This is a genomic window from Carnobacterium maltaromaticum DSM 20342 (assembly GCF_000744945.1).
GTDB classification, from domain to species: domain Bacteria; phylum Bacillota; class Bacilli; order Lactobacillales; family Carnobacteriaceae; genus Carnobacterium; species Carnobacterium maltaromaticum.
The window spans coordinates 2,383,458-2,406,704 of sequence record NZ_JQMX01000001.1; the positions used below are offsets into that span (position 1 = coordinate 2,383,458).

Consider the following 23,247-nt stretch of genomic DNA (forward strand, 5'->3'; position numbering starts at 1 on the left):
AAAATAGAGAATAGGGTGGTTTATAATGACAAATAAAGATTTTTCTACTCAAAAGTTACCTTCAAAAACATTCTTTGAAGATGGGATTGGTTCAGCTGTTGCGTATGATGCAATTAAAAGTTATTTAATCGATGAAGGGAATTCTAGACAAAATTTAGCAACATTTTGCCAAACGTATATGGATGATGAAGCTATCAAGTTAATGTCAGAAACCTTAGATAAAAATGCTATTGATAAATCTGAATATCCAAGAACAGCTAAAGTAGAAGCTTCATGTGTAAATATGTTGGCAAATCTATGGAATGCACCGAGTGAGAATTTTATTGGAACTTCAACAGTGGGTTCGAGTGAAGCGTGTATGCTAGGCGGGATGGCTATGAAATTCAGATGGCGCCATCTAGCGGAAAAAAAAGGAATTGATACGACAAAAAGAAAACCAAACTTAGTTATTTCATCAGGATTTCAAGTTTGCTGGGAAAAATTCGGTGTTTACTGGGATGTTGAACTTAGAGAAGTGCCTGTTGATCCAGAACATTTAAGTTTAGATTTAGATCGAGTATTTGATTACGTTGATGAATATACGATTGGTATTGTAGGCATTCTTGGCATCACATATACAGGGAAATTTGATGATATTGAAGCATTAGACAAGATGGTTGAGGAATACAATAAAAAAAATAATGCTAATTTAGTCATTCATATTGATGGGGCTAGTGGTGGGATGTTTGTGCCTTTTGTTAATCCGGAATTAGTGTGGGATTTCCGCTTGAAAAATGTCGTTTCAATTAATACATCTGGACATAAATATGGCTTAGTTTATCCAGGTGTTGGTTGGGTAATTTGGAAAGATCGGGAGTATCTTCCTGAAGAACTAATTTTTGATGTTAGCTATTTAGGAGGTCATATGCCAACAATGGCAATCAACTTCTCAAGAAGTGCTAGCCAAATTATTGGACAATATTATATGTTTTTAAAATTAGGCTACAATGGTTATCGTCAAGTTCATACTGAAACTAAAGAAGTCGCTATGTATCTTGCGAAATCAGTTGAAGAAACAGGGTTATTTAAAATATATAACGATGGGTCCAATATCCCAATTGTATGTTATACCTTAAAAAATGATGCACAAGTTAAATGGTCATTATATGATTTGGCTGATCGTTTACTCATGAAAGGTTGGCAAGTTCCAGCATATCCATTGCCAAAAAATATGGATAATATAATCATTCAACGCTTTGTCTGTCGTGCAGATTTAACTATGCCAATGGCTGAAGAAATGGTGGAAGACTTTAAAGAAGCAATTAAAGAGTTAGCAACAGCCACAGTGTTAGGCCATGATAGTGGTGATAAAGTTCACGGATTTACTCACTAAATACAAAGTATTTGTCCTATTTGTGAGTGTGAAAAAACTATATTAAATACAATATATAGTTTGATAAAATAGAAATTTATAAAATCAGTCAGCATGAATTATAAATAAACTTGTCAGATTAGTTTCTCTTTCAGCTGACCATAATATGTCGCGCTAAGCGACACATTAAGGCACTAGTAAGTCATGTATTATCTTATAATTAGGTTAGTTAATTTAATAAAAATAGATTTAAAGGAGACGAACAATATGTATAGAAGTAATGGTAATTATGAAGCATTCGCACGAGCAAAAAAACCAGTTAGATCAGATGAAGTATCTGCCTATTTAGTCGGTTCAGGATTAGCCTCTCTTTCAGCGGCTGCCTTTCTCATCAGAGACGGTCAAGTGAAAGGTGATAAAATCCACATTTTAGAAGAACTCCCAATTGCTGGGGGATCTTTGGATGGTATTTACAAGAACGAATATGGATTTGTTATTCGAGGTGGACGTGAAATGGAGAGTCATTTTGAATGCCTTTGGGATTTATTTAGATCTATTCCGTCATTAGAAGTAGAAGATGCGTCCGTTTTGGATGAGTTTTACTGGTTAAATAAAGAAGATCCTAACTCTTCGAAATGCAGATTAATCCACAATCAGGGAGAACAATTCCCTACCGATGGACAATTAACTTTGAGTGAAAAGGCAATTAAAGAGATACTTGCATTGTGCTTAATGAAAGAGACTCAGTTAGATGACAAAAAAATCACGGACGTTTTCACAAAAGAGTTTTTTTCTTCTAATTTTTGGACTTATTGGTGTACAATGTTTGCTTTCGAAGAGTGGCATTCAGCAATGGAAATGAGAAGATACTTGATGCGCTTTATTCATCATATTGACGCTCTTGCGGACTTTTCATCATTAAAATTCACAAAATATAATCAATATGAATCATTAGTTTTACCAATGTTAGCCTATTTAAAAGAAAATGGTGTGCATTTCCAATATGATACAAAAGTTGAAAATGTATTAGTTACTTCTGAAAATGGAAATAAGAAAGCAGAGCGTCTAATTTTAAATGTAAAAGGTCAAGAAAAAATTGTCAAGTTATCAGAAAATGATTTGGTGTTTATTACGAATGGATCCATTACTGAAAGTTCAACATATGGAAATAATACTACACCTGCACCACCAACAAAAGAATTAGGAGGTAGCTGGAATTTATGGAAGAAAATGGTGGAACAAGATTCGGATTTTGGTAAACCAGAAAAATTCTGTGAAAATATTCCAGATGAAAGTTGGTTTGTCTCAGCTACAGTGACAACATTAGATAAAAAAATAGCGCCTTATATTGAAAAAATTAGTAAAAGAGATCCTTATGCAGGTAGAGTTGTAACGGGTGGTATTGTCCATGCGAAGGACTCTAATTGGAAAATGAGCTATACAATAAATAGACAGCCTCATTTTAAAAATCAACCTGAAGACCAATTAGTGATTTGGGTATATGCATTACTTTCTGATAAACCTGGAAATTATATTAAAAAAACGATTACTGAATGTACTGGAAATGAAATTGCTTCAGAATGGTTGTATCAAATGGGTGTTCCTACAGATCTGATTGATGATTTGGCTAAGAATTCTTGTAACACCGTTCCATGTTATATGCCCTATATTACGTCGTACTTTATGCCAAGAGCAAAAGGTGATCGTCCATTAGTCATACCAGACGGATACAAAAATTTGGCATTTATTGGTAATTTTGCAGAAACAGAAAGGGATACCGTATTTACTACGGAGTATTCTGTAAGAACAGCTATGGAAGCTGTCTATACCTTATTGGATATAGATCGTGGTGTACCAGAAGTATTTGCATCATCCTACGATATTCGAATGTTATTGAATGCTTCTTACTATCTAAATGATAAAAAAGGGATTAAAGAAGTGAAAGTTCCGCTATTAGAGGGAATAATCGAACGAAAAGGATTGAAGAAAATAAAAGGAACGTTCATTGAAGAATTGCTTGAGGATGCAAAATTGTTATAGTTTGAGTTGATTATAAAGTTAAGTGAATTAGTGAGAGTACTAAATCATTCATAACTTGTAATTTTATTTCTGAAGTCATGCACAATAATTTTATTTACTAAAATTATTGTGCTTTTTTACTTTCCTATAAGTAACATTTTTCTTAAGTAGTCTAGCATTTTTCCACGTAATTCTTTAATTCAGTTTGAAAGTAGTGTAAAGTAGAAGGGTAGCTTTAAGCTGAATGAAGAGAGAGGAGTTTTATTATGCAACTACCAGTTGAAAAAAATAGCAAATTAGCCAAGAATTTAACGTTAGCATCAGCTTTATCATTAACTGTTGTGACCTTATTATCTGTGTTACAAGTGCTTTACTTAGTGGCATTAAGCAATACAGATTTATCTAAATTGAAAGAATTAACTGCGGAACAAGCGGCTGTTATTCGAGAATCAATTACCTTGCCGACGATTTTATTTTTTGCAGGAATCGCCTTAATTTATTTGATTGTCACAGTTTTTATGTATCTATTTGTCATGAAAATAAAAAAAGGGAAAGCTATTTCAGTTATTCCTTACTATGTATCCATTTTAATGCTAGCTTATTCTTTTTTACAAAGTGCAATTGCAGTAAATATATTCAATGCTGCACTTTATTTTATTGTAGGCGTTGTTGTAGGTTTTGCAGTGTTTTACGGGTATAAATATAAAAAGAGTATCGTCTCAGAATAAAAAGTTAAGAAACCTCATTGCTGAATGAAGCGATGAGGTTTCTTTGTTTAGTTAAACAGGACTTTTTCTGCGGGCAAATTCAACAAAACGAAAACGGTCGAGACGATGCCGGGATTCAGTGTATTGAAAAAGAGTGGTATCTTCTAAATAAACGTCGCTACGTACGACTACAATATGTGTATCATCACCTAAATCCATCAACTCTTGGTCTTCAGGAGTGATTGGGTCGACTGTGATTTCTTTCTGAGCATAGCTAATTGCGAGTCCCAGAGTGTGTTCAATATAGTTATAAATGGAGTCTTGCGCTGCAGCTTGAGGCATCTCAGAAATGATTGAGAGCAATAAGTAATCTTTATCTAGAATAACCACCTCGCCATTAAATCGGCGCTGTCTTTCGATGTAAATCACTTTAGTATCTGTGGGTAGTTTAAGTCTTTCGGCTAATTTTTCAGGGATTGTTTGGACTTCATTTTTAGTCACAATCGTTTCGCTTTTCATCTGTTGTGACTCTTGGAGCTCTTTGAAACTTGTTAAACCTGAGACTGGAAAATCAAATCGATTTACATCTAAAACGATAGAGCCTTTTCCTTGTTTTTTTTGAATATAGCCACTCTCGAGTAGTAATACTAAAGCTTTTCTAATTGTTTCACGGGAAACACTGTACTCTTTAGTTAACTCATTTTCACTAGGTAAAAGTTGACCAGGTTGATACTTTTTTTCTAAAATTGCTTTTTCTAAATCTAAGTAAATTTCATGGAATTTGTTCATAGGGTATCGACCCTCCTTTACTAAAAGTTCATTGAGCCATATAGGACTGGCTCAAAAAAACTAGCCTAAATAAAAAGTTCGTTGAGCTGGTTAGGCCTGGCAGAAAAATAGGGAATTCCAAGAAAAGTGGTTCTTTACTTTTTTGGGAATTTATCTTTTTTCCGAAGGACTGGCTCAAAAGAACTAGCCTAAAAAAACATTCTCTTACCATTTTAGCATAGACGGCTTTATAAATGGAGAGTGAAGTCAAATAAAAAAGACAAGCTCTAACTAGCGAGCTTGTCTTTTGATTTATTCGGATTATTTACGTGTGAAGTTAACTTCTGGTGTTGCGAAATCTTTATTTTTCAACATTAAGTCCTTACCTTGTAACGCAAAATTAAAATTCGTTAAACGATAATTAAAGTATTCATCTAAATTCGTATCTTTAAAGGCTGTTTCATAAGCAGCTTTTGTATAAACGAGTACGACTTCTTTGTCTGTTTCATCTTTAACTTTCACTTGATCAGTTAATTCTTTGAAGGTTTTGATATTTGCTTCATCAATCGTCTTTTTATCTAAAACAATTTTAACGCTTGTGTCAGTAGCCCCAAATTGATTAACACCCTTACGCGTTAATTCACTTGTGAAAACTAAATTCATACCTTTAACACCATTCATATCAACAAAGCTAAATTCAGACTTGCTCCCTTTATTGACAATTTTAAAGGTACCAGCTGTATTTTCTCCTTGCCATGTACCACCAATTTTACTGAAAAACGGGAAGACATAGTAGCCAAAGATTAAAACAGCAACAATCATAATACCTAATAAGCTATAAAGGATTTTACCCATGTGTTTAGCCAATTTACCTTTAGGTTCTTCATCTTCAAGGTCCTCATCTTCTAAATCTTCTTCGTCAAATTCGCCATCAATTTCTTCACCTTCTATAGATACACCTTCAACAACACCAGAACTAGCTAGTGCTTCGATACCTTCTTCTAAAATTACTTCTTCAGCAGTATTTGTTGCAGTAGTCTCAGTTGTAGCGTCCACTTCGTTAAGATCCTTAGACGGAACTTCTTCATCAACGATTACTTCTTCGGTTACGACGTCATCTTCTACTACTGTTTCTGTATCAGAAGGTGCTACGTCATCTTCTTTGGCAGGTGTTGCTTCTGTTTCAGTACTTACTACTGTTTCTTCGCTATCTTTAAGAACTTCATTCTCAGGAGTAACAACTACCTCCTCTTCATTTTTCTTAATTTCTTCTTCGTTTGTCTTTTTTTCAGTCATTTTTTTTACTCCTTTCTGATTTTCTAATTTTGTACGTAAAGCAATGGAACGTACTATCCTTAAATTCACACTTTATAAAATAAACGAATGATTTCTTTAATCGCTATCTTGAAAATCGCAACATATCTTCTATTATATAACATTTTGGTTCCTTTATGTTTGTTTTATTTTACCTTATTGAGTGAATAAATGAAAATTTCAGTCAATAAAAAGGCTTTTTTTAGAAGGCTAGAGTCAGTGAGTTGTTTTTTTATTAGAGGGAAAATCGAATTAAACCATACATGCAAAAAGGAATTTCATTTCAGAGTATTTTGTAGCTGTTTTTTTATTAGGATTTTTAAATTTAAAATAATAGTGTTTATCAGTAGATGAAAATGAACGATTTATGTAAATAAAGATCAAATTAAGTATTGAAACACCCATAGATCATTGACAAAAGCTTTTACGAACGGTATATTTTTAGTATAGTTAGAAATGACTTTTGTTTTTTACTAATTTAATTTTAGATAAGAGTAGTCGAGTATACATAAAAAAGAGTCAGGTATTCATTCCCTTTTTAGTAAAATAAAGTTGGAAGGGATGCTTTTGTGTTGGTATAAAATTGAAGGAAGTGTCCGTTCAGGTATGTTGGATTTAAAAAAATTTAAAATCGGATTGCGCACATTAAAAACAGGGATTAGTGTGTTTTTATGCATGCTTATTTTCACCATATTTGATCGTGGTACACCGATTGTTGCTACGTTAACGGCGGTTTTTGCGTTAAGGGAAGATATGAATAACACCTTGAAGTTTGGTCGACATCGGATCGTGGGAAATACCTTTGGGGCGATTTTTGCTGTTGTTGTCATTTTATTATATGAATGGGTTGGCAATATTGTTTTAGTACAGCTAGTAGGTATTCCACTATTAATTATGATTATGATTACGTTTTGTGTCGCAACAGGGCATAGTGAAGGTGTAGTTGGAGCTTGTGGTACATTTTTAACGATTATTTTTATGATTCCGGAAAACGAGTCTTTTGGTTATGCGTTGCAACGTGTAGTCGATACCTTTATTGGCACTGGGATTGCTTTAGGTGTGAATCATTTTATTCGTCCTAAAAAAGCACGAGCTTCTTCTATCGAGTAAGTAATTATTCGTCAAATCCACAAAAAAACCACTTAGAAAGTTAGATTTCTAAGTGGTTTTTTAATGTAGTTAGAGAACTATTTTAGTTAAAGAAACCAGTCAGCCAGTTAACAAAGTTATCCCAGTTTGTTCGAACATTTTGTAAGAAACCTTGTGCTTGCTCTGAATTTAAACTATTTCGTGCTTCGCCTAACCAGTTTTTAGCATTATTCATGACATCTTCACCAAAACGATTTAATTGATTAATCAATTCTTTATTATCGATGGCAGATGAATTTTGAAAACGAATCATAAAATTGACAATCTCCGTTTTTTGTTCGGGTGTGACTACATTTTCTAAACTATTATTTTTTAAAGCGTCATTCACGATACGTTCTACGTCAGCTTTGGTAGCAAGCTCATCTTGCTTTTTACGGATACTCGCAAGCTCCGCTTTGATTTCAGCAAAAGCCACATTTAAATTGGCATCACTAAACTTAGAGTTATCACTATTCGCATCACTAATACTTGAAATAACCCCTAGCTCTTCTTGTCCAACTGCAATGGCTTCTTTATCAAGTGCTTGGCCGTTTTCATCGAAAGCCATAAATACACCCGCCAAAGCTCCTTCGCCAGTAACTGGAACAGCGGAAGCTACTTTGATAGTCGCATCTGTGACACCGGCCGTAATACTAGCATTACGATATTGTTCTGTTGTGATTAATGTAATATTTTTAGGTGTAACAATTTCAACTTTAACGCCATCACCAGCAGATGTTCGTTGAATTAATGAGCTTGAAAATACTTGAGCTCCGGGGTTATTGCTATTTTGTAAATATTTCCCAATTACTGTCCCATCTACAACAAATTCATCTACAGAATCATCTTTTTTGATGCCTAGCAAATCCCTAGTTTCTTGAATTTGAGCATCACTCAAAGTTACTCCTCTAGTAAAGGCCGGTTTACCCCAAGTTTCATTAATAGGTGTTTGAGCAAAAGCAGTGGTTGAACTAACTAAAAATCCTGTAGCCAATAGTCCTACGAGCCCCGCTGTGATTATTTTTTTAAGTTTCATATCCATACTCCTTCATAGTCAAAATAAGTAAATAATTCTTTTATACAAGTAGTAGGTACATTGTAGCAATATTCCTGCTGGTTCTACAACTGATAAGACTACTTAATAAAAGAATCTTACAAATTTTAAGAGAAATTTAGAGTAATCAGAGCATTTCTTTTGCAAGTAAGCGATAGACATTTAAGCGTTTTTCTTGGCTATGAGGGGTACTGATAATCATCGCTTCTTGGAATCCATAGTACTCGCCTTCTTCTACTAAACGATCTGCCACGGCTTTGGCTGTTCCTACAAAATGAATTTTGCGACTCTCCTGTATTTTTAAACGGTCCATTTCGGTCAAACTGAAATTTTGGGCTTCTTCAGGAGTGATAATTCCAGTTAATTGGCCTTTGGTCATCATTAGACGCTGGATATCTGTTGGTCTAGCTTCAAATTCAGCTTCTTCTATGCTTTCTGCAACAGTTGCTAAATAAGCGACATTGATTTCAGGTTTTTCCATAAAATAAGAGGGGATGAAACGATCTTTATACAGACTTAAGATTTCTTTAGTCATGGAACCACTGAAAAATTGGGCAAAGGAATAGCCGACTCCCATGCGTGCTGCTTGTAACGCACTATCGCCACTAGAGCCTAAAAGCCAAGCTTCAGGTAAAGTAACTGGTGTAGGTGAAGCAATGGTTGTTTGGTAAAGTTCATCTGCCGGGACTTTATCATTGATCAAGGCTAATGTTGTTTCTAGTTTTTCATATAGTTCTCGCATTTGCGGCCGTTTGCTTTGTGCTAAAGCGTAAATAGCTTTCATATCTCCACCAGGCGCACGACCTGCGCCGAAGTCAATTCGTCCTGGACTTAAGGCACTGAGAGTTTTAAATGTTTCTGCCATTTTTAACGGCGAGTAATGCATAATCATAGTTCCACCTGTCCCTAAACGGATATTTTTAGTTAAGGCAGCTAAATGAGCGACAATGATTTCTGGGGCAACACTGGCGACAGATGCAGAACCATGATGCTCTGCAAACCACATCCGGTGATAGCCTAATTCGTCAGCTAACAGGGCTAATTCTTTGGCTTTATCTAGTGCTGCAACGGCAGTATTTCCTTTAGTAACGGGTATTTGATCGAGTACACTTAATTTCATTATTTGTAGGCCTCCTAGGTTCCACTTATTTTAAATAAGATTACTACTTATTATAACCTTCCTAGTTAGATAAGTGAAATAAGTTATCTTCAAAAAATTAACTAAATTCAATGGTTTAAATTAGACAAAAGTGATGTTAACGGTTAGGATTAACATGAATAACATGCTTCATAATTGAAAGGGGTATTTTACTATGTCTGAACAAACTAAAAAAATCTCTACTTTTCTCACATTTTCTGGAAATGCTGAAAAAGCGATGAATTTATATGTCTCTTTGTTTGAGGATGCTAAAATTCTTTCTTTAACGCACTTTGGAGAAGGTGATCGTGGAGTTGTGGGTCAAGTGATGAACGGTGAATTTGAAATCAATGGTCAATCGTTTATGGTGATGGATATGGAAAAACAATATGCTCCAGAGCTTAATTGGGGAGTATCAATTTTTGTACGTTGTCAAGATGAAGCTGAATTTGATCGTTTATTTACAACGTTTTCTGAAGGTGGTTCTGTAATGATGGGACCAGAAGCTGTGAATCATTTGCGTAAAGTTGCTTGGGTGACAGATTCGTTTGGTATAACTTGGCAGCTAATTTGGGAATAGGTATTGATTAAGTTAGTGCGCTTAAGATAAAGCTGTAATTAAAAATATAAAGGAGGGTTTATAATGAAACATATTAAAAAAGAATTCCTGCTTAATTGCAAACCAGAAGAAGCTTGGCAACTAGTTGTTGACCGTAATAAGTATGAAAAATGGGCATTTGCATTCCAAGAAGGGTCAACTTACACAGGCGATATGGGATTGAATGAAACAATCTCATTCGTTGATGGTTCAGGGGATGGTTTAGTTTCTAAAGTGGTTGTTTTTGAACCAGAAAAAGAAATCAAATTCTCATTTTTAGGTGAAGTCACTAGTGGTAAATACGTTGAAGTTCCAGCATTTGCCGATATGCTTGAACATTATATTTTTGAGCCGGTGGGTAATCAGACTAAAATGTTTGTAGATGTTGCGATGGATGATGAATATTACGACATGATGAATGAAATGTGGGATCAAGCTGGAATTGAGCTTATAAAACTAAGCAACTAATTAATAAGTACAGAAATTTTAACTCGTTATCAATATGACTGATTGTTGATTTTTCTAAAGATAATGAATGAGGAGTTCGTCTCACATTTATTATCTTTTTTCGTTTAATAGAATATAGGTGATGAAAGGATTTAAATATGACTAAAAAAGAAGATATATTAATGCAACTAAATAATCCGCCGACTAGTTTGGGGGACTTGCGAAAAATAGCTAAAGATATAAAAAAAGATCATGCATTAGCTATGGAACTGTGGGATACAGAAATATATTTAGCACGACTGTTATCCATTCTCATTATGGACAAAAATATGCTTACTCAGGAACTAATTGATAAATTAGATAAAGATAGTGAAGAATATAATACTAGTGAAAGAAATCAGTTAATCGATTGGCTAATGGCAAACCAACTAGCTAAAAGTAAAAAAACAATATCGCTTATGGAATCGTGGCAAAACAGCCAATCATCGCTCCAAAGACGTGTTTTTTGGTATTATCAAGGTCGGCTGCGCTGGATGGGGAAAACGCCACCTCCAAATACTGAAGAGCTACTGTTATTGATTGAAGCTCAAATTGAGAATGAAGCTCCAGAAGTACAATGGGCAATGAATTTTACTGCCGCACAAATCGGAATCTTTCAAAAAGAATATCGACCAAGATGCATTCAATTAGGCGAGCGAACAGGTTTGTATAAAAATCAAAAAGTAGCAAAAAATTGTACGCCTGATTATTTACCGCTCTATATAGCCATGCAAGTTGATAAATTAAATAAATAAGTGGAAAATAGAAGCTTGGATCAATCATTCAATGAGGTTTTTAAAATACTATCGATGAATTGTTTGAGACTATCAGAAAAAGTCACACTATTGTAGCTAGCCTAGCTACAATAGTGTGACTTTTTAATTTTTGGTAATTGTATTCAAGTATTTTAAAGTTAAGTGATGAACTGAATGATTTTAAAAATTTACATAGGTTAATACGGACAACGGAAGAGGGGCAGTATCTGATTATAAAAGAAATTCTTAATTTTTATGATTGTTATTTTTAACTGCTTGAATCTAAGTTGGTATTCGTAAATTTGAAAAATAACTATCAATAATAGTTATTATATGACAATTGCTAAAAATTGTGATTTCCTGTACAATAAATCATCATTTAAGTGTTATTTTAACAGATGAATCAACAGTAATTCTTGATTTAAACAAATTTTTTTGAGTAGTCGAAATTTTAATTAAAGGAATTAACACGAGTAGCGTTTATTAGAAAATTGTGATAAAGTCTATAAAATACGAAATAGAATTTTGAAAAGGTTGTGATAATAACTGCCAAAAATTAAATTAAGGTGTTTGAGAAAGGGGCATGAAAGTGATTATTTAGAACTATTAGATATAGGGCTAACTATGTAAAAATTGTTATCATGTATGAGATTTATCGGAAGTTGTAGGTAATTAAGGAGAAAATCAACGACTGAAGTTATAAGAATAGCTTGTTCAATACAGAAGTTAAAGTAAAAAAAAGAGAGTTGATTAGATATGAGAAGAATACTGTCGCCGCAAGACGGTCGCATTTTAAAATTAGTTGAGTTTTTGTATGATAAAGATGAGTTATTCATGGGCGATCTTTGTACTAGCCTGAATGTCTCTTCTAAAACATTAAAAAGAGATATCGAGCAGGCGAGGTTAATTCTATTTCCTATTGATATTAATGTTAGTGGGAATAAAGGTGTGAAAATTGTCATTCCTTCTAGCTATTCGATTGTGTATATTTATTCTGCTTTGCTTGCTTCAAGCCCTGAATATAATTTACTTGAAAAACTTTTTTTATGTGAAACTTATACAGTAGAACAGTTGTCAGAAGAGTTGTTTCTTAGTTCATCATCTTTGAGAAGAATGATCAGCAGAATTAATGTTGTACTACAGGAAGAAGGAATGGAAATCAATTTAAGCCCGTTGCAAATAACGGGGGATGAACAAAGAATCTGTACCTTGTTTACTTATTATGTGTTAGAACGTTATTATTTGAATAAAACTATTTTCACAGAGGCACAAATAGCTGCGGTTAAGGCGCTTATTAATTTTACATTTAAACAATATGATGTTGATTTTGAATTAGAATGTCGAAGTAGAGAACAAACGGAAGTGTTTATATTAGTGCAATTAATTCGACGAAAAAATAATCATTTTTTTGTTGATAGGTCAATTCTTACTCGGGAAAATGTTTATTCTGATGTCGACACTTCGGCAATAAGAGAACAATTAAAAGATGCTTTTGATACAGATATTAATAACCAAAATCTACTTCAATTCTTTGCTATATTTTTAGATGGGAAATGGTCTTTTAGTTACAACCAATTAGTAGAGCACGCAAAGATAAATAATCAGCTTAAAAAAACAAAAGAAAAATTTGAAGAATTAATTGATAACATAGCTTTTAGGTATAACATTGAACAAACGAACAGAGAAGAATTATTAACGCGCCTTTGTAATAGTCGGATGATTGAGTATGGAACACATCATGTTTTATATGAGCAATCCTTAGATATTGTCAATCATTTTTGCCATGACTATTTTGAAGGGATTGAGTTTATCCGTTTAAAATTAAAAGAAATTTTTCAAGATGAAGGGTTAGAAGAATATAAATTAAATGACTATATCCGTATATTGATCATCTATTGGGACGATTTTGTAATCGCACTTGAGAGTGAAGTAGTACCATTGAAAATTGGCTTTATTTATAATACAGAAGAGAAGTTTATGAAACATATTCAAAATAAAATTACTTATAGATTTAAAAAACGCTTTGATGTTAAAATTATGGATTGTTGCTTAACGGACATAGAAAGCATCAAAAATCAATGCGATTTAATTCTCACGAATATACCTGGACTTGTTATTCCGGATGTAGAAGTCCTTTGTTTTCCAACATATCCAAGGGAAAAGGACTGGTCCAAACTAGAAACCTTTTATTCGAATTTTTATGTTCCCAATCAAGGTGAATGATTTTTTTGTTATTTATTAATTTGGTTTTAATTGTAATTGATCAGAATTAGATACATTAATCGAAATGAAACAATAATTTAATAGCGTTATTAATTAGAATGCGTTTCAAAAACTCCATATCGGTTAGGAGTTTTTGAAATGTATTTTTATTATTAAGTAGACTAAAATTAAATTTGTTGAAGCAACAATATTTTTTTGAAATTTAAAATAACGAACGTAAAAGGTTTTTTTATTTGAAATTAGGAATAGTTAAGTATCCATGATTTATTCACATAAATACATATCTGATTGGAATAAATTGTCTATGCTATCTAAGAATAAATGTATGTTCAAATTAATAATTGTGAGAGAAACGAAACGAGATGGAGGAAAGTAACGTTGAGAATAGAAGATAAGTGGGAAGATGGAATATTATACTCTGTTGAGTTTCAAGTATCTTTAGAGGGTACGGTGAAAAACATTAGAAGGAATGTTGTTCTTCCAGAAGAGTTAGACTTTTCAGAATTAGAAAAACTAGTTAAAAAAAGTTTTAATTTAGTGACGAAAGTGCTATTCGTCGAATATTGTTCGGATGTCTTATTGTTAAAAAATAATGGTTAATATAAATAGATGAATCATCAATCTAACGCGGGTTTTAGGTAACCCCTTACTAAAAACCTAAGGCAATAAATTAGTGGGAGGTGAAAAAATTGAAGTAATTAAAGCGTTTTTTATAGGGGGACTTAGTTTATTTTGTTTTTTTACTTTTTCGTCAACAAGTATTGCAAATACAGCAATTAGTCAAGCAGGTATTTATTTTACTGAGAAAGAAGAAGCAGGAGATGTAGATCTGCAAAAAAGTAAAAAGCTGCCTAATACGCAAGCTGATAGAACCAAGTCAACGTTACCACAAACGGGAGAAAGTGAAAATTTCACTATACTTTCAGTCGGATGGATCCTGTTAATGGTAGTAGCAATAATAAAAAGAGGAGGAATAAAAATGAAATTAAAAATGATGACAGTAGTAGGGTTAATTGGGAGTGGTATGTTAGTAGGTACAAGTTTAGTCCATGCAGCAGAAACAGCTGCACCACAAGATGAGATTACAGGAAGTGTTGATGGAAAAGGTGGAACGTCCCGTGGATATATCAATTTAACAGCTGGTGATACAGGCCCTAAAGAGCCTCTTGAACCAACAGTTCCACCAGGTGGCACAGGAAATGAAGGAGTTTTAACCTTAGATAATATCGCTCCTCTTCACTTTTCTACACATAAACTAGAAGGAAAAGAACAAGTGTACACATCAGTTGTAGAAAATTCAAATATTCAAGTAACGGATGTCCGTGGCGAAGAAACAGGTTGGAACGTTCAAGTATCACAGACACCATTTAAAGACATGGCGGACGAAACAAAAGTCTTGAAAGGGGCTAAATTAATTTTACCAGCAGGAGTCGTAAAACCAGATGAGGGCAATGTCTCTCTCGCACCGACAGTTCAGTCTGTTGAAGTCAATGCTGATTTAGCGGTAGTAATGAATGCAGCTGCAGGAACAGGCGCGGGAACATGGAGAACGGTTTTTGATAAAGATGAAATCAAATTAACTGTTCCAGCCGGAAATAAAAAAGGCGAATATATGTCGACAGTTACATGGACATTAATGGATGCACCAAAATAAAAATAGAGAATAAGGAGAAATAAAAATGAAATTAACTAAGTATTCTATCGTAGGTTTAGGACTTTTAATAAGTGTTGCAGTTTTAGGAAATCAATCTGTTGAGGCAGCTGAGGCAAGTGCAGGTTCTTCGAAAGCAAATTTTGAATTACAAGCAGGCGACGATACAACGGTTCCGGAGCTGTTAGATCCAGAAATTCAACCTCCAACATTAAATAAAGGCCCATTAAGTTTAGATTCGGTTTCTAGCTTTAATTTTCCAACTAAAAAATTAGGCTCTGAAGCAAAAGCTCCATTTGAAGCAACACCAGTTGAAGGCACGAAGCTAGGTTTACAAGTAACGGATTCTCGTGGACAAGATTTAGGTTGGAATTTAAAAGTTAGTGCAACAGCTTTTGAAACGGCAGATAAATCATTAACCTTAAAAGGTGCTGTTATGACGATTCCGAAAGGGAAATTAACGACAGAAGATGGCGTTGACCCGCTTTTAACACCAACAGCTTTCAAAGTAGATTTATCAGCAACAGCAACAAGTATCATGAGCGCGACAACCACACAAGGTCGTTCAAGTTGGAGTAATGCCTTTGAAGGAAATGGAGAAAAAGTCACGTTAGCGGTTCCTGCAGGGAATAAAGTAGCGAGTTATGTTTCAACGATTACGTGGTCATTGGAAGATGCACCGTAAACAACTAAAAGAATAAAAAAGGATGGTAAAGAAAAATGAAAAAAAGTTCATACATTATGGCGACAGTAGTCTTGGCTTCTTTAGCTTTTGGAGGAGCAGAAGCACAAGCAGCAGTATCAAGCACACATACATCAGAGAATAAAATCAATTTTACAGCAGGTGAAGGCGTTGTGACCCCGCCTGTTGATCCAACCAATCCAGACAATCCAAATGTACCAAGCCCAATTGACGAAACAGATCCAGAAAATGCAGGAACTGGTCAAACCGGACCATTATCGATTGATTATGTTTCCAATATCAAATTTGGCGAACATAAAATTACAGGGAAAGACATTGCCTATAAAGCGAAGAATGCCAACCCATTTATCCAAGTAACGGATTTACGAGGGGCAGGAGAAGGCTGGCACTTATCAGCTAAAATGAGCGAATTTAAAAGCGGAAATAAAGTGTTGAGAGGTGCAACGTTAGCCTTTAAAGATGGTGTTGTCAAAGCAGGAAGTTCAAGCAATATTTCTGTAGCCCCAACTAAATCAGATGTTTTATTTGATAATACAGATAGTAAACCGTTTATGAATGCGATGGATAAAGGTGGACGTGGGACATGGGTAACAGTCTGGTCTGGAGCAGATCAAGCCAATGAAGCTGTTCAATTAAATGTGGTAGCAGGAACGCCAGAAGCGGATACAGAATATACATCTTCTATTACCTGGGAATTAGCAGACGCACCAAAATAAGCAACTAAATTTAAAATTTGATAGAAAGGGTCGTTTTTTTCAACGATCCTTTCTATTCTAGTTAGGAAAAGGGGAACACAATAAGATGAAGAAAATCATTTCGATACTCGCTTTATGTCTACTAGGGATCCATTATATGCCGATGACAGGAGAAGCTGCAGAAACAATGGCCTACTCCGTTAAAGCGAATATACCAGAAAACCAAATCAACAAAACACTTACTTATTTCGATTTAAAAATGGAGCCAAATCAAAGACAAGAGTTGACGTTAACCGTCAGCAATTCTAGCGATGAGAAAGCCACGATTCTTATTTCTCCAAATGTAGCGATGACCAACCAAAATGGAGTGATTGATTATAGTAAAATGGATGAGAAATTGGATTCTACGTTAAAAAATCCAGTCACATCTCTTATTTCTAAAGCACAGGAAGTGACATTAGAACCGAAAGAAAGCAAAGAAGTTTCCTTCACTGTGCAAATGCCTGAAAAAGAATTTGATGGGTTGATTTTGGCTGGTTTCTATATTTCTAAAAAGGAAGACGATTCAGCTTCAAAGGATAAAGAAAAAGATGTGCAAATCAAGAATAAATATTCCTATGTGATTGGACTCCAAATAAGAGAAAACACCAACGAAGTAAAGCCTGTGATGACTTTACATGATATTAAACCTGTCTTATTAAATTACAGGACAGCGGTCACCGCGAATCTTAAAAATACGGAAGCTACGATTATGAAAGATTTAGCTGTCGATGCAAAAGTGATGAAAAAAGGGACTACAAAAGTGCTTCATGAAACAAAAAAAGAAGGAATGGCAATGGCGCCGAATTCGAATTTTGATTTCCCAATTAATTGGGACAATCAAAGTTTAGACCCAGGGACCTATATGTTGCAATTAGTTGCACAGTCAGGTGAAGAGAAGTGGGAATTTGAAAAAGAATTTACTATATCTGCAAAAGATTCAACCGACTTAAACAAAGAAGCTGTTGAATTAGAAAAAACAGAACCGAATTGGATCTTGATTATTTCAATAGTTATAGGAGTGATGTTCCTTCTTATTCTAGTGGTTGTTTTCTTTATTTCTCGTCATCAGAAGAAAAAAGCCGCAGAAAAACGTGCACGTTTAATCAAACAGAGAAAACGAAAGAAACAACAAGAGTTAAGAAAAAGAAGTTCAGAAGGACTACCTAAAAAAAGACCAAATAATCAGACCACAAAAAAATAAAGTCAACTAGATTAATTCTTTATGAAAGGAGAATTTATCATGCTAAAAAAACATAAAAAACAAATAGTGTTTTTTTTCTCAATTAGTTTAATTTGTGTTACTTTGTATGGGAATTATGAATTTTTAAAAGGGCGTATATTTGCGGAAACAGCTGAAGAAAGCAATGTACCAGAAATTAAGAAAATTGAAAGCAATGAGGACACTAGCTTAGAAAGTCCTTCAGAAGAGAGTCAAGCTAATTCACAACAAGTTGAAAAAGTAACTAGGGAAGCTGCTGAAGACGGTTGGGTGGCTACAAAATACTCCGATTCTATTGAAGAAGGTGGTAATAAAATTAGTTGGAAATATGGTGAATCTTGGTATTACACATACAATAACAATAGCTGGATAGAGGGTGATTTACTCTATACAAATTTGATTGTTAACGATAGTATTTTAACAGATTTTACGAAAGGATTCGTATGGGCAAATCAAGCTGGATCTTCGTATGCTAAAAATCCTACAACGAATACATTACGTCGAAGTTTTGAGTATCAAAGTTTTCAAATTGCTATTCTTCAACAATTGTTAGATGACGGGGCGGTAGTAGTCAGTTATCAAGTGACGAATAAGGCTTCAGTAGCTAAAAAAATTGGAGTTTACCAAAGAGTTAATCTATTAGATAAGTCCTCAGTACAGGTTCTTAACGGATTCAAAGGACTAAATGTTGCACCGAGTTCATTGGCACTGATGCCAGACTCGGGAACTATGCCAAATTGGACAGCTGGAGTTAATGGAAGAGTAAGTAACTTTGCCGGATACAATCCAAATTCCGTCAATGGGGTTGGCTGGGAGTCAGGGAAGAAGCAACCAGATTCATCTATCGACTTGAAAGAAAATAAAGGACTATATCTAGGTAATACAGATGTAGTGATGAAAAATCCAGGGGTTATGGTGCAGCCGAATGAATCGACTACTTTTAAACAAATTGTAAAATTGGGTAGAATGGTTCCTCCAGCTGTTACATTAGATCAAAAAAATACGGAAATGTATAAAAACGAAAGTATAGATATTACAGGAACTATTTTCGATAGTAATAATCATAATTATCGGTTGTATCTGGAAATGGATGATATAGATAAAACGCTAATTCCCTTAAAGGATTTTGCCAATATACCTTATCAAGAAGTGCAGAATTATCAAGTAACTATTGAAGGGAAACATTTTAAAAAAGGAGATCATATCGTTTCAATTGTTGGGATTGATGAATATGGAACTCAGTCAGTAGCTCAAAAATTGTCCCTTACAATTAAAGAAATAAGTGGAACACCACTTCTACAAAAGGTTAAAATTGGCGATAAAATTCAAGCAGATATAACGAAATTATTTGCAAACATTGTTGGAAATGAGACGAAGTTGAAATCGGTCTCCCAAATAGATTCTACAACAGTAGGATTTCAATGGGCAGAGGCAGTCTTGATTGATGCGGATTTAAAAGAAGAATCTTTTAAAATACCTGTAGCAGTGTATGATGCTGAAACGACAACATTTAATGATATAGATCATCTTGTGCTAGATGTAAAAGATGATCTAGAAATTACGATGTCAGAAGTAAGTGTAGCGGTTCGAGAAAATCGTTTAGATGAATTAATTCTTCAAAAAAGCGAAGCCAAAGCTTGGCAAGCAGAAAATGGAGAAGCAGTCACTATGGAAGTCGCGCATAATGTGAAGTTGCAATTCGGAAAGTATGAAGCAACAATTAGAGCAATAAGAAAAGACACAAATAAAGTCCATACAAAAAAAATCAGTCTATTTATAATAGACGGGCCCTTAAAAGATGGCTGGGAATTTGTATCAGCTGATGAATCGGTTTCGAAGGCTGGATACAAAATTGAATGGGATCAAGGTTCTTGGTGGTACACATTTAATGGGAATAGCTGGATATATAGAAATTATCTTGAAACGAGCTTAATAATAAACGGCGTATTTCCAGCGGGAACATCAGATGGTATGGCTGGGTATAATCCAGTTGGGCAAGGGTTTTTAAGAAAAAAACAGACGGAATCAATTTATAGCATTCAGAGAGAAACGAACTCCCTTAGACGGACGTTTCAGTATTTAGACCGCTATAAAATTGATATAACTCAAAGATTATTAGAGAATAATGGGGTTGAAATTACGTATCAAGTTACAAATTTTGGTTCAGACACTCAAAAAATCGGTCTTAGTCAATTTTCTGCTACGTTTTTTGGTTCAGCTTCATATCCAGTAGTTGTTACACCAATCAATAACTTTAAGGGAATTAATTTAACTTACAATGGGTCTTCTATGGTTGTTATACCAGATCCAGAAACCATACCCAATTGGGCAGCTGGCCAATTGGCAGATAAGTTTCAACAATACAATGTACAAAACGCGAATGGCGTTGGTTGGGAAACGGGAAAACGATACCGTAACGATGGTGGAGGTTTGTTGTCTCCACCGGCTGTTTTAAAAGAAAACCAGCCTGTTAGAGTATCGAATACAAGTATTTCAATGAAAAATCAAGGTGTAGACATTGCAAGTAATGAGAGTACATCATTCAAACAAATTTGGAAGTATGGTGTACTTGCACCTCCGAAAGTTACGCTGAATCAAACAAAGGCTTCCATGTATCGGGATCAAAAAGTTGAAATTGATGGAACCATTTCTGATGAAGATAATATGGATTATCGCGTATATCTAGAATTGGATGATAAGGATAAAACATTAGTTCCATTAGCTGACTATACAAACATTCCTTATAATGAAGTTCAAACCTATCAAGGAACAATTGATGGGAAACTATTTTCACCAGGAATTCATACAGTTTCAGTAATTGGGATTGATGAGTATGGAACACGTTCCGCAGCACAGAATATCGAATTGACAATTACTGAATTAGACGCCACACCTGACGTTCAAAAAGTCAAATTAGGGGAAGCGCTCAATAACGATTTAAACATTTTATTCAAAGAAATCAAAGGAACAAATGTCACATTAAAGCCATTATCGATGGATTCCTCAGTAGTAGGATTTCAATGGGTAGAAGCAACGTTAACTGATGGAAAACGGGATGTCATAAAAAAAATTCCAGTTAACGTATATAATGCCGAAAGTACACTATTCAATGAAAAAGATGCCATTGCTTTAGATGCTAAAGATACCTTCTTTGATTTGGTGGATGTGCGCAAAAACAGTGAAGAAGGAACTTTAGATGAACTGGTTCGTCAAAAAGTTGAACCAAAAGCTTGGGATATGGCTGATGGAACGACTCTTCCTATTGAGCTTATTACAAATGAAATTGAACCAGCATTTGGTATTTACAGTGCCACATTCAAGGCTACCAAAGAAGGTTCAGGGGGAATGTTACAAAAAAATAGTCAGCTATCAGTTGGTGGCGAACTTAAATTTAAAGAACTACCAAAAAACTTAGATTACAAAACAACAAAGTTAAGTCAAAAAACGCCATACGTGGAGCGAATACAAGCTGATTGGAAAATTGAAATAGAGAACACAATCGGGTCAAACTGGTCGTTATTTGCTAGCGCTGTTTCTTTTGAAGATCAAGCGAAACAAAAATTAAGAAGTGCCTTGATTCTTAAACAAAATCAGATACCAGATTTAGTTATTAGTGAAATAAGCCAAAAAATCGCAACAGGAAGTGAAACTTATCCAATGATTCAGTGGGCAGAAACAGCAGGTTTGTTATTGAAAGTCAGCCCAGATGCCAAAGTTGGAAACTACCAAGGTGAAATAACGTGGTTATTATCTGATGCTCCTTAAGAGAGCTCACTAGTAATAAAATATTCTGTTCTAATTTAGGTGCTACCATTGACAAATGAGCGAAATACATGTATATTTCTAACGTATAGTAAAAATTAATTATAAGTGATTCAATTAAATAATACAGCAGTCAAAGTGCTTTTCCATTTCTAGCTAATTTTAGCCAAGGGGTGGAGTGGGCACTTTTTTGATGCAAAAAAATAAGAAGGAGTGAGATAAATTGTCATTAGAATTTGATACAATTGCAGCCGTATCAACGCCGCCAGGAGAAGGTGCGATTGGGATTGTGCGTTTATCTGGGGGAGAGGCTTTACAAGTTGCTGATAAAGTTTATCAAGCAGGTACTAAAAAATTAGTTGACGTTGCCAGTCATACGATTCATTATGGACATATTCGTGATCCAAAGACTTCTGAAACGATTGATGAAGTGATGGTTTCGGTGATGCGTAGTCCAAAAACATTTACGCGAGAAGATGTTGTGGAAATTAACTGTCACGGTGGCATTACATCGGTGAATCAAGTCTTGCAAATCGTTTTGCAAAATGGTGCACGTTTAGCTGAACCAGGTGAATTTACAAAACGCGCTTTTCTAAATGGGCGCATTGATTTATCGCAAGCTGAGGCCGTGATGGATTTGATTCGTGCGAAAACGGATAAAGCGATGTATTTAGCGTTACAACAATTAGATGGCAATTTATCAACTTTGATTCGTAATTTACGTTCGGAAATTTTGGATACATTAGCGCAAGTTGAAGTGAATATTGATTACCCAGAATATGATGATGTTGAAACGTTAACGGCACGTTTGTTAGTGGAGAAAGCTTACCATGTTAAAGCTAGTATTAACCAATTATTACAGACGGCAAGCCAAGGGAAAATTTTACGTGAGGGCTTGGCCACAGCTATTATTGGTCGTCCTAATGTTGGTAAATCCAGCTTGCTGAACTTCTTATTGCAAGAAGAAAAAGCAATTGTGACGGAGATTGCCGGTACGACGCGGGATGTTATTGAAGAGTATGTGAATGTTCGAGGCGTTCCTTTGAAGCTAGTTGACACTGCGGGAATTCGTGAAACAGAAGATATTGTGGAGAAAATTGGTGTAGAACGAAGTCGTCAAGCCTTACAAGAGGCGGATTTAGTTTTACTGGTCTTTAATCAAAATGAACCCTTAACGTTAGAGGATAAACTGTTAATTGAAGCTACGGCTGATAATCATCGGATTATTATTTTAAATAAAATGGACCTACCAAACCAATTAGATTTAGCTGAGTTAGAAGGATTGGTTGATCCAGCTAGTATTGTTAAAACGTCAATTTTAACGAAATCAGGAATTGATGTTTTAGAAGAAAAAATAGCGGCGTTGTTTTTTGCAGGTGCAACAGGCGATCGCGATGCAACTTATGTATCCAATGTCCGCCATATTGCTTTATTGCACGATGCAGAAGCAGCTTTAGATGAAGTCATTAACGGCATTGAAGCGGATATGCCAGTTGATTTAGTGCAAATTGATATGACCCGTTGTTGGGATTTATTAGGTGAAATTACAGGAGACAGTGTGCAAGATGAGTTGTTAACACAATTGTTTAGCCAATTTTGTCTAGGAAAATAGAACATAAGAGAAGGGAACGAGA

At 34.7% G+C, this 23,247-nt stretch carries 19 protein-coding genes; 15 read left to right on the forward strand and 4 right to left on the reverse strand.

From position 1 onward, the window contains the following. Nucleotides 1-25 precede the first annotated feature (25 nt). The 3 genes from gad to BR77_RS11050 all read left to right on the forward strand — a co-directional run bounded on the left by gad (nt 26) and on the right by BR77_RS11050 (nt 4,098). Nucleotides 26-1,372, forward strand: coding sequence for a glutamate decarboxylase (gene gad / locus BR77_RS11040; RefSeq protein WP_035065015.1), 1,347 nt, complete (start codon nt 26-28; stop codon nt 1,370-1,372). A gap of 246 nt (nt 1,373-1,618) precedes the next feature. Then, nucleotides 1,619-3,391: an oleate hydratase gene (locus BR77_RS11045; RefSeq protein ID WP_035065018.1), complete on the forward strand. Its 1,773-nt coding sequence runs from the start codon at nt 1,619-1,621 to the stop codon at nt 3,389-3,391. A gap of 245 nt (nt 3,392-3,636) precedes the next feature. Beyond that, nucleotides 3,637-4,098 carry a hypothetical protein gene (locus BR77_RS11050; protein WP_010052166.1) on the forward strand — a complete coding sequence of 154 codons (462 nt, stop codon included), beginning with the start codon at nt 3,637-3,639 and terminating at the stop codon, nt 4,096-4,098. A 51-nt stretch (nt 4,099-4,149) separates the two neighbouring features. Here the strand turns inward: BR77_RS11050 and treR are convergent, their stop codons facing one another. Together treR and BR77_RS11060 are read right to left on the reverse strand one after the other, a co-directional pair. Further along, nucleotides 4,150-4,866 (reverse strand): trehalose operon repressor, encoded by a 717-nt coding sequence (gene treR / locus BR77_RS11055; protein WP_035065021.1) that lies wholly within the window; start codon nt 4,864-4,866, stop codon nt 4,150-4,152. Between the two features lie 300 nt (nt 4,867-5,166). Further along, the gene (locus tag BR77_RS11060; protein WP_035065024.1) at nt 5,167-6,141 is read right to left on the reverse strand and encodes a hypothetical protein; all 975 of its coding nucleotides are present in this window, start codon (nt 6,139-6,141) and stop codon (nt 5,167-5,169) included. Between the two features lie 585 nt (nt 6,142-6,726). On the opposite strand from BR77_RS11060, the gene BR77_RS11065 reads away from it, so the two are divergent. Then, entirely contained in the window at nt 6,727-7,269 is a 543-nt protein-coding gene (locus BR77_RS11065) for an FUSC family protein (RefSeq protein ID WP_010052174.1), read from the forward strand. Between the two features lie 82 nt (nt 7,270-7,351). On the opposite strand, the gene BR77_RS11070 is transcribed toward BR77_RS11065, so the two are convergent. Together BR77_RS11070 and BR77_RS11075 are read right to left on the reverse strand one after the other, a co-directional pair. Then, complete coding sequence (locus BR77_RS11070) at nt 7,352-8,323, reverse strand: DUF1002 domain-containing protein (RefSeq protein WP_035065027.1); 972 nt, start codon at nt 8,321-8,323, stop codon at nt 7,352-7,354. A 145-nt stretch (nt 8,324-8,468) separates the two neighbouring features. After that, nucleotides 8,469-9,461 carry an MsnO8 family LLM class oxidoreductase gene (locus BR77_RS11075; protein WP_035065031.1) on the reverse strand — a complete coding sequence of 331 codons (993 nt, stop codon included), beginning with the start codon at nt 9,459-9,461 and terminating at the stop codon, nt 8,469-8,471. 193 nt (nt 9,462-9,654) lie between these two features. On the opposite strand from BR77_RS11075, the gene BR77_RS11080 reads away from it, so the two are divergent. The 11 genes from BR77_RS11080 (at nt 9,655) to mnmE (ending at nt 23,225) form a co-directional block, all read left to right on the forward strand. Continuing rightward, entirely contained in the window at nt 9,655-10,059 is a 405-nt protein-coding gene (locus tag BR77_RS11080) for a VOC family protein (protein ID WP_015077888.1), read from the forward strand. Between the two features lie 63 nt (nt 10,060-10,122). Then, complete coding sequence (locus tag BR77_RS11085; protein ID WP_035065034.1) at nt 10,123-10,545, forward strand: SRPBCC family protein; 423 nt, start codon at nt 10,123-10,125, stop codon at nt 10,543-10,545. Nucleotides 10,546-10,682: 137 nt separating this feature from the next. Further along, nucleotides 10,683-11,318, forward strand: coding sequence for a DNA alkylation repair protein (locus tag BR77_RS11090; RefSeq protein WP_035065037.1), 636 nt, complete (start codon nt 10,683-10,685; stop codon nt 11,316-11,318). Nucleotides 11,319-12,074: 756 nt separating this feature from the next. Beyond that, nucleotides 12,075-13,541 carry an AcpB/EbpR/MafR family transcriptional regulator gene (locus BR77_RS11095; RefSeq protein ID WP_015077885.1) on the forward strand — a complete coding sequence of 489 codons (1,467 nt, stop codon included), beginning with the start codon at nt 12,075-12,077 and terminating at the stop codon, nt 13,539-13,541. Between the two features lie 378 nt (nt 13,542-13,919). Next, complete coding sequence (locus tag BR77_RS11100; protein WP_010052192.1) at nt 13,920-14,141, forward strand: hypothetical protein; 222 nt, start codon at nt 13,920-13,922, stop codon at nt 14,139-14,141. A 73-nt stretch (nt 14,142-14,214) separates the two neighbouring features. Further along, complete coding sequence (locus BR77_RS11105) at nt 14,215-15,195, forward strand: WxL domain-containing protein (RefSeq protein WP_236700884.1); 981 nt, start codon at nt 14,215-14,217, stop codon at nt 15,193-15,195. A 25-nt stretch (nt 15,196-15,220) separates the two neighbouring features. After that, entirely contained in the window at nt 15,221-15,877 is a 657-nt protein-coding gene (locus tag BR77_RS11110; protein ID WP_035065041.1) for a WxL domain-containing protein, read from the forward strand. 35 nt (nt 15,878-15,912) lie between these two features. After that, on the forward strand, nt 15,913-16,611 hold the full coding sequence (locus tag BR77_RS11115) for a WxL domain-containing protein (protein ID WP_035065044.1): 699 nt from the start codon (nt 15,913-15,915) through the stop codon (nt 16,609-16,611). 85 nt (nt 16,612-16,696) lie between these two features. Further along, complete coding sequence (locus BR77_RS11120) at nt 16,697-17,833, forward strand: WxLIP family cell surface protein (protein ID WP_035065048.1); 1,137 nt, start codon at nt 16,697-16,699, stop codon at nt 17,831-17,833. A gap of 39 nt (nt 17,834-17,872) precedes the next feature. After that, entirely contained in the window at nt 17,873-21,616 is a 3,744-nt protein-coding gene (locus tag BR77_RS11125) for a hypothetical protein (protein WP_035065051.1), read from the forward strand. Between the two features lie 220 nt (nt 21,617-21,836). Then, nucleotides 21,837-23,225 (forward strand): tRNA uridine-5-carboxymethylaminomethyl(34) synthesis GTPase MnmE, encoded by a 1,389-nt coding sequence (mnmE, locus tag BR77_RS11130; RefSeq protein ID WP_035065054.1) that lies wholly within the window; start codon nt 21,837-21,839, stop codon nt 23,223-23,225. Nucleotides 23,226-23,247: the final 22 nt, after the last annotated feature.

Coding starts and splice junctions, on each gene's coding strand:
- gad (WP_035065015.1), top strand. CDS start 26: ATGACAAATAAAGATTTTTCTACTCAAAAGTTACCTTCAAAAACATTC.
- BR77_RS11045 (WP_035065018.1), top strand. CDS start 1,619: ATGTATAGAAGTAATGGTAATTATGAAGCATTCGCACGAGCAAAAAAA.
- BR77_RS11050 (WP_010052166.1), top strand. CDS start 3,637: ATGCAACTACCAGTTGAAAAAAATAGCAAATTAGCCAAGAATTTAACG.
- treR (WP_035065021.1), bottom strand. CDS start 4,866: ATGAACAAATTCCATGAAATTTACTTAGATTTAGAAAAAGCAATTTTA.
- BR77_RS11060 (WP_035065024.1), bottom strand. CDS start 6,141: ATGACTGAAAAAAAGACAAACGAAGAAGAAATTAAGAAAAATGAAGAG.
- BR77_RS11070 (WP_035065027.1), bottom strand. CDS start 8,323: ATGAAACTTAAAAAAATAATCACAGCGGGGCTCGTAGGACTATTGGCT.
- BR77_RS11075 (WP_035065031.1), bottom strand. CDS start 9,461: ATGAAATTAAGTGTACTCGATCAAATACCCGTTACTAAAGGAAATACT.
- BR77_RS11080 (WP_015077888.1), top strand. CDS start 9,655: ATGTCTGAACAAACTAAAAAAATCTCTACTTTTCTCACATTTTCTGGA.
- BR77_RS11085 (WP_035065034.1), top strand. CDS start 10,123: ATGAAACATATTAAAAAAGAATTCCTGCTTAATTGCAAACCAGAAGAA.
- BR77_RS11090 (WP_035065037.1), top strand. CDS start 10,683: ATGACTAAAAAAGAAGATATATTAATGCAACTAAATAATCCGCCGACT.
- BR77_RS11095 (WP_015077885.1), top strand. CDS start 12,075: ATGAGAAGAATACTGTCGCCGCAAGACGGTCGCATTTTAAAATTAGTT.
- BR77_RS11110 (WP_035065041.1), top strand. CDS start 15,221: ATGAAATTAACTAAGTATTCTATCGTAGGTTTAGGACTTTTAATAAGT.
- BR77_RS11115 (WP_035065044.1), top strand. CDS start 15,913: ATGAAAAAAAGTTCATACATTATGGCGACAGTAGTCTTGGCTTCTTTA.
- BR77_RS11120 (WP_035065048.1), top strand. CDS start 16,697: ATGAAGAAAATCATTTCGATACTCGCTTTATGTCTACTAGGGATCCAT.
- BR77_RS11125 (WP_035065051.1), top strand. CDS start 17,873: ATGCTAAAAAAACATAAAAAACAAATAGTGTTTTTTTTCTCAATTAGT.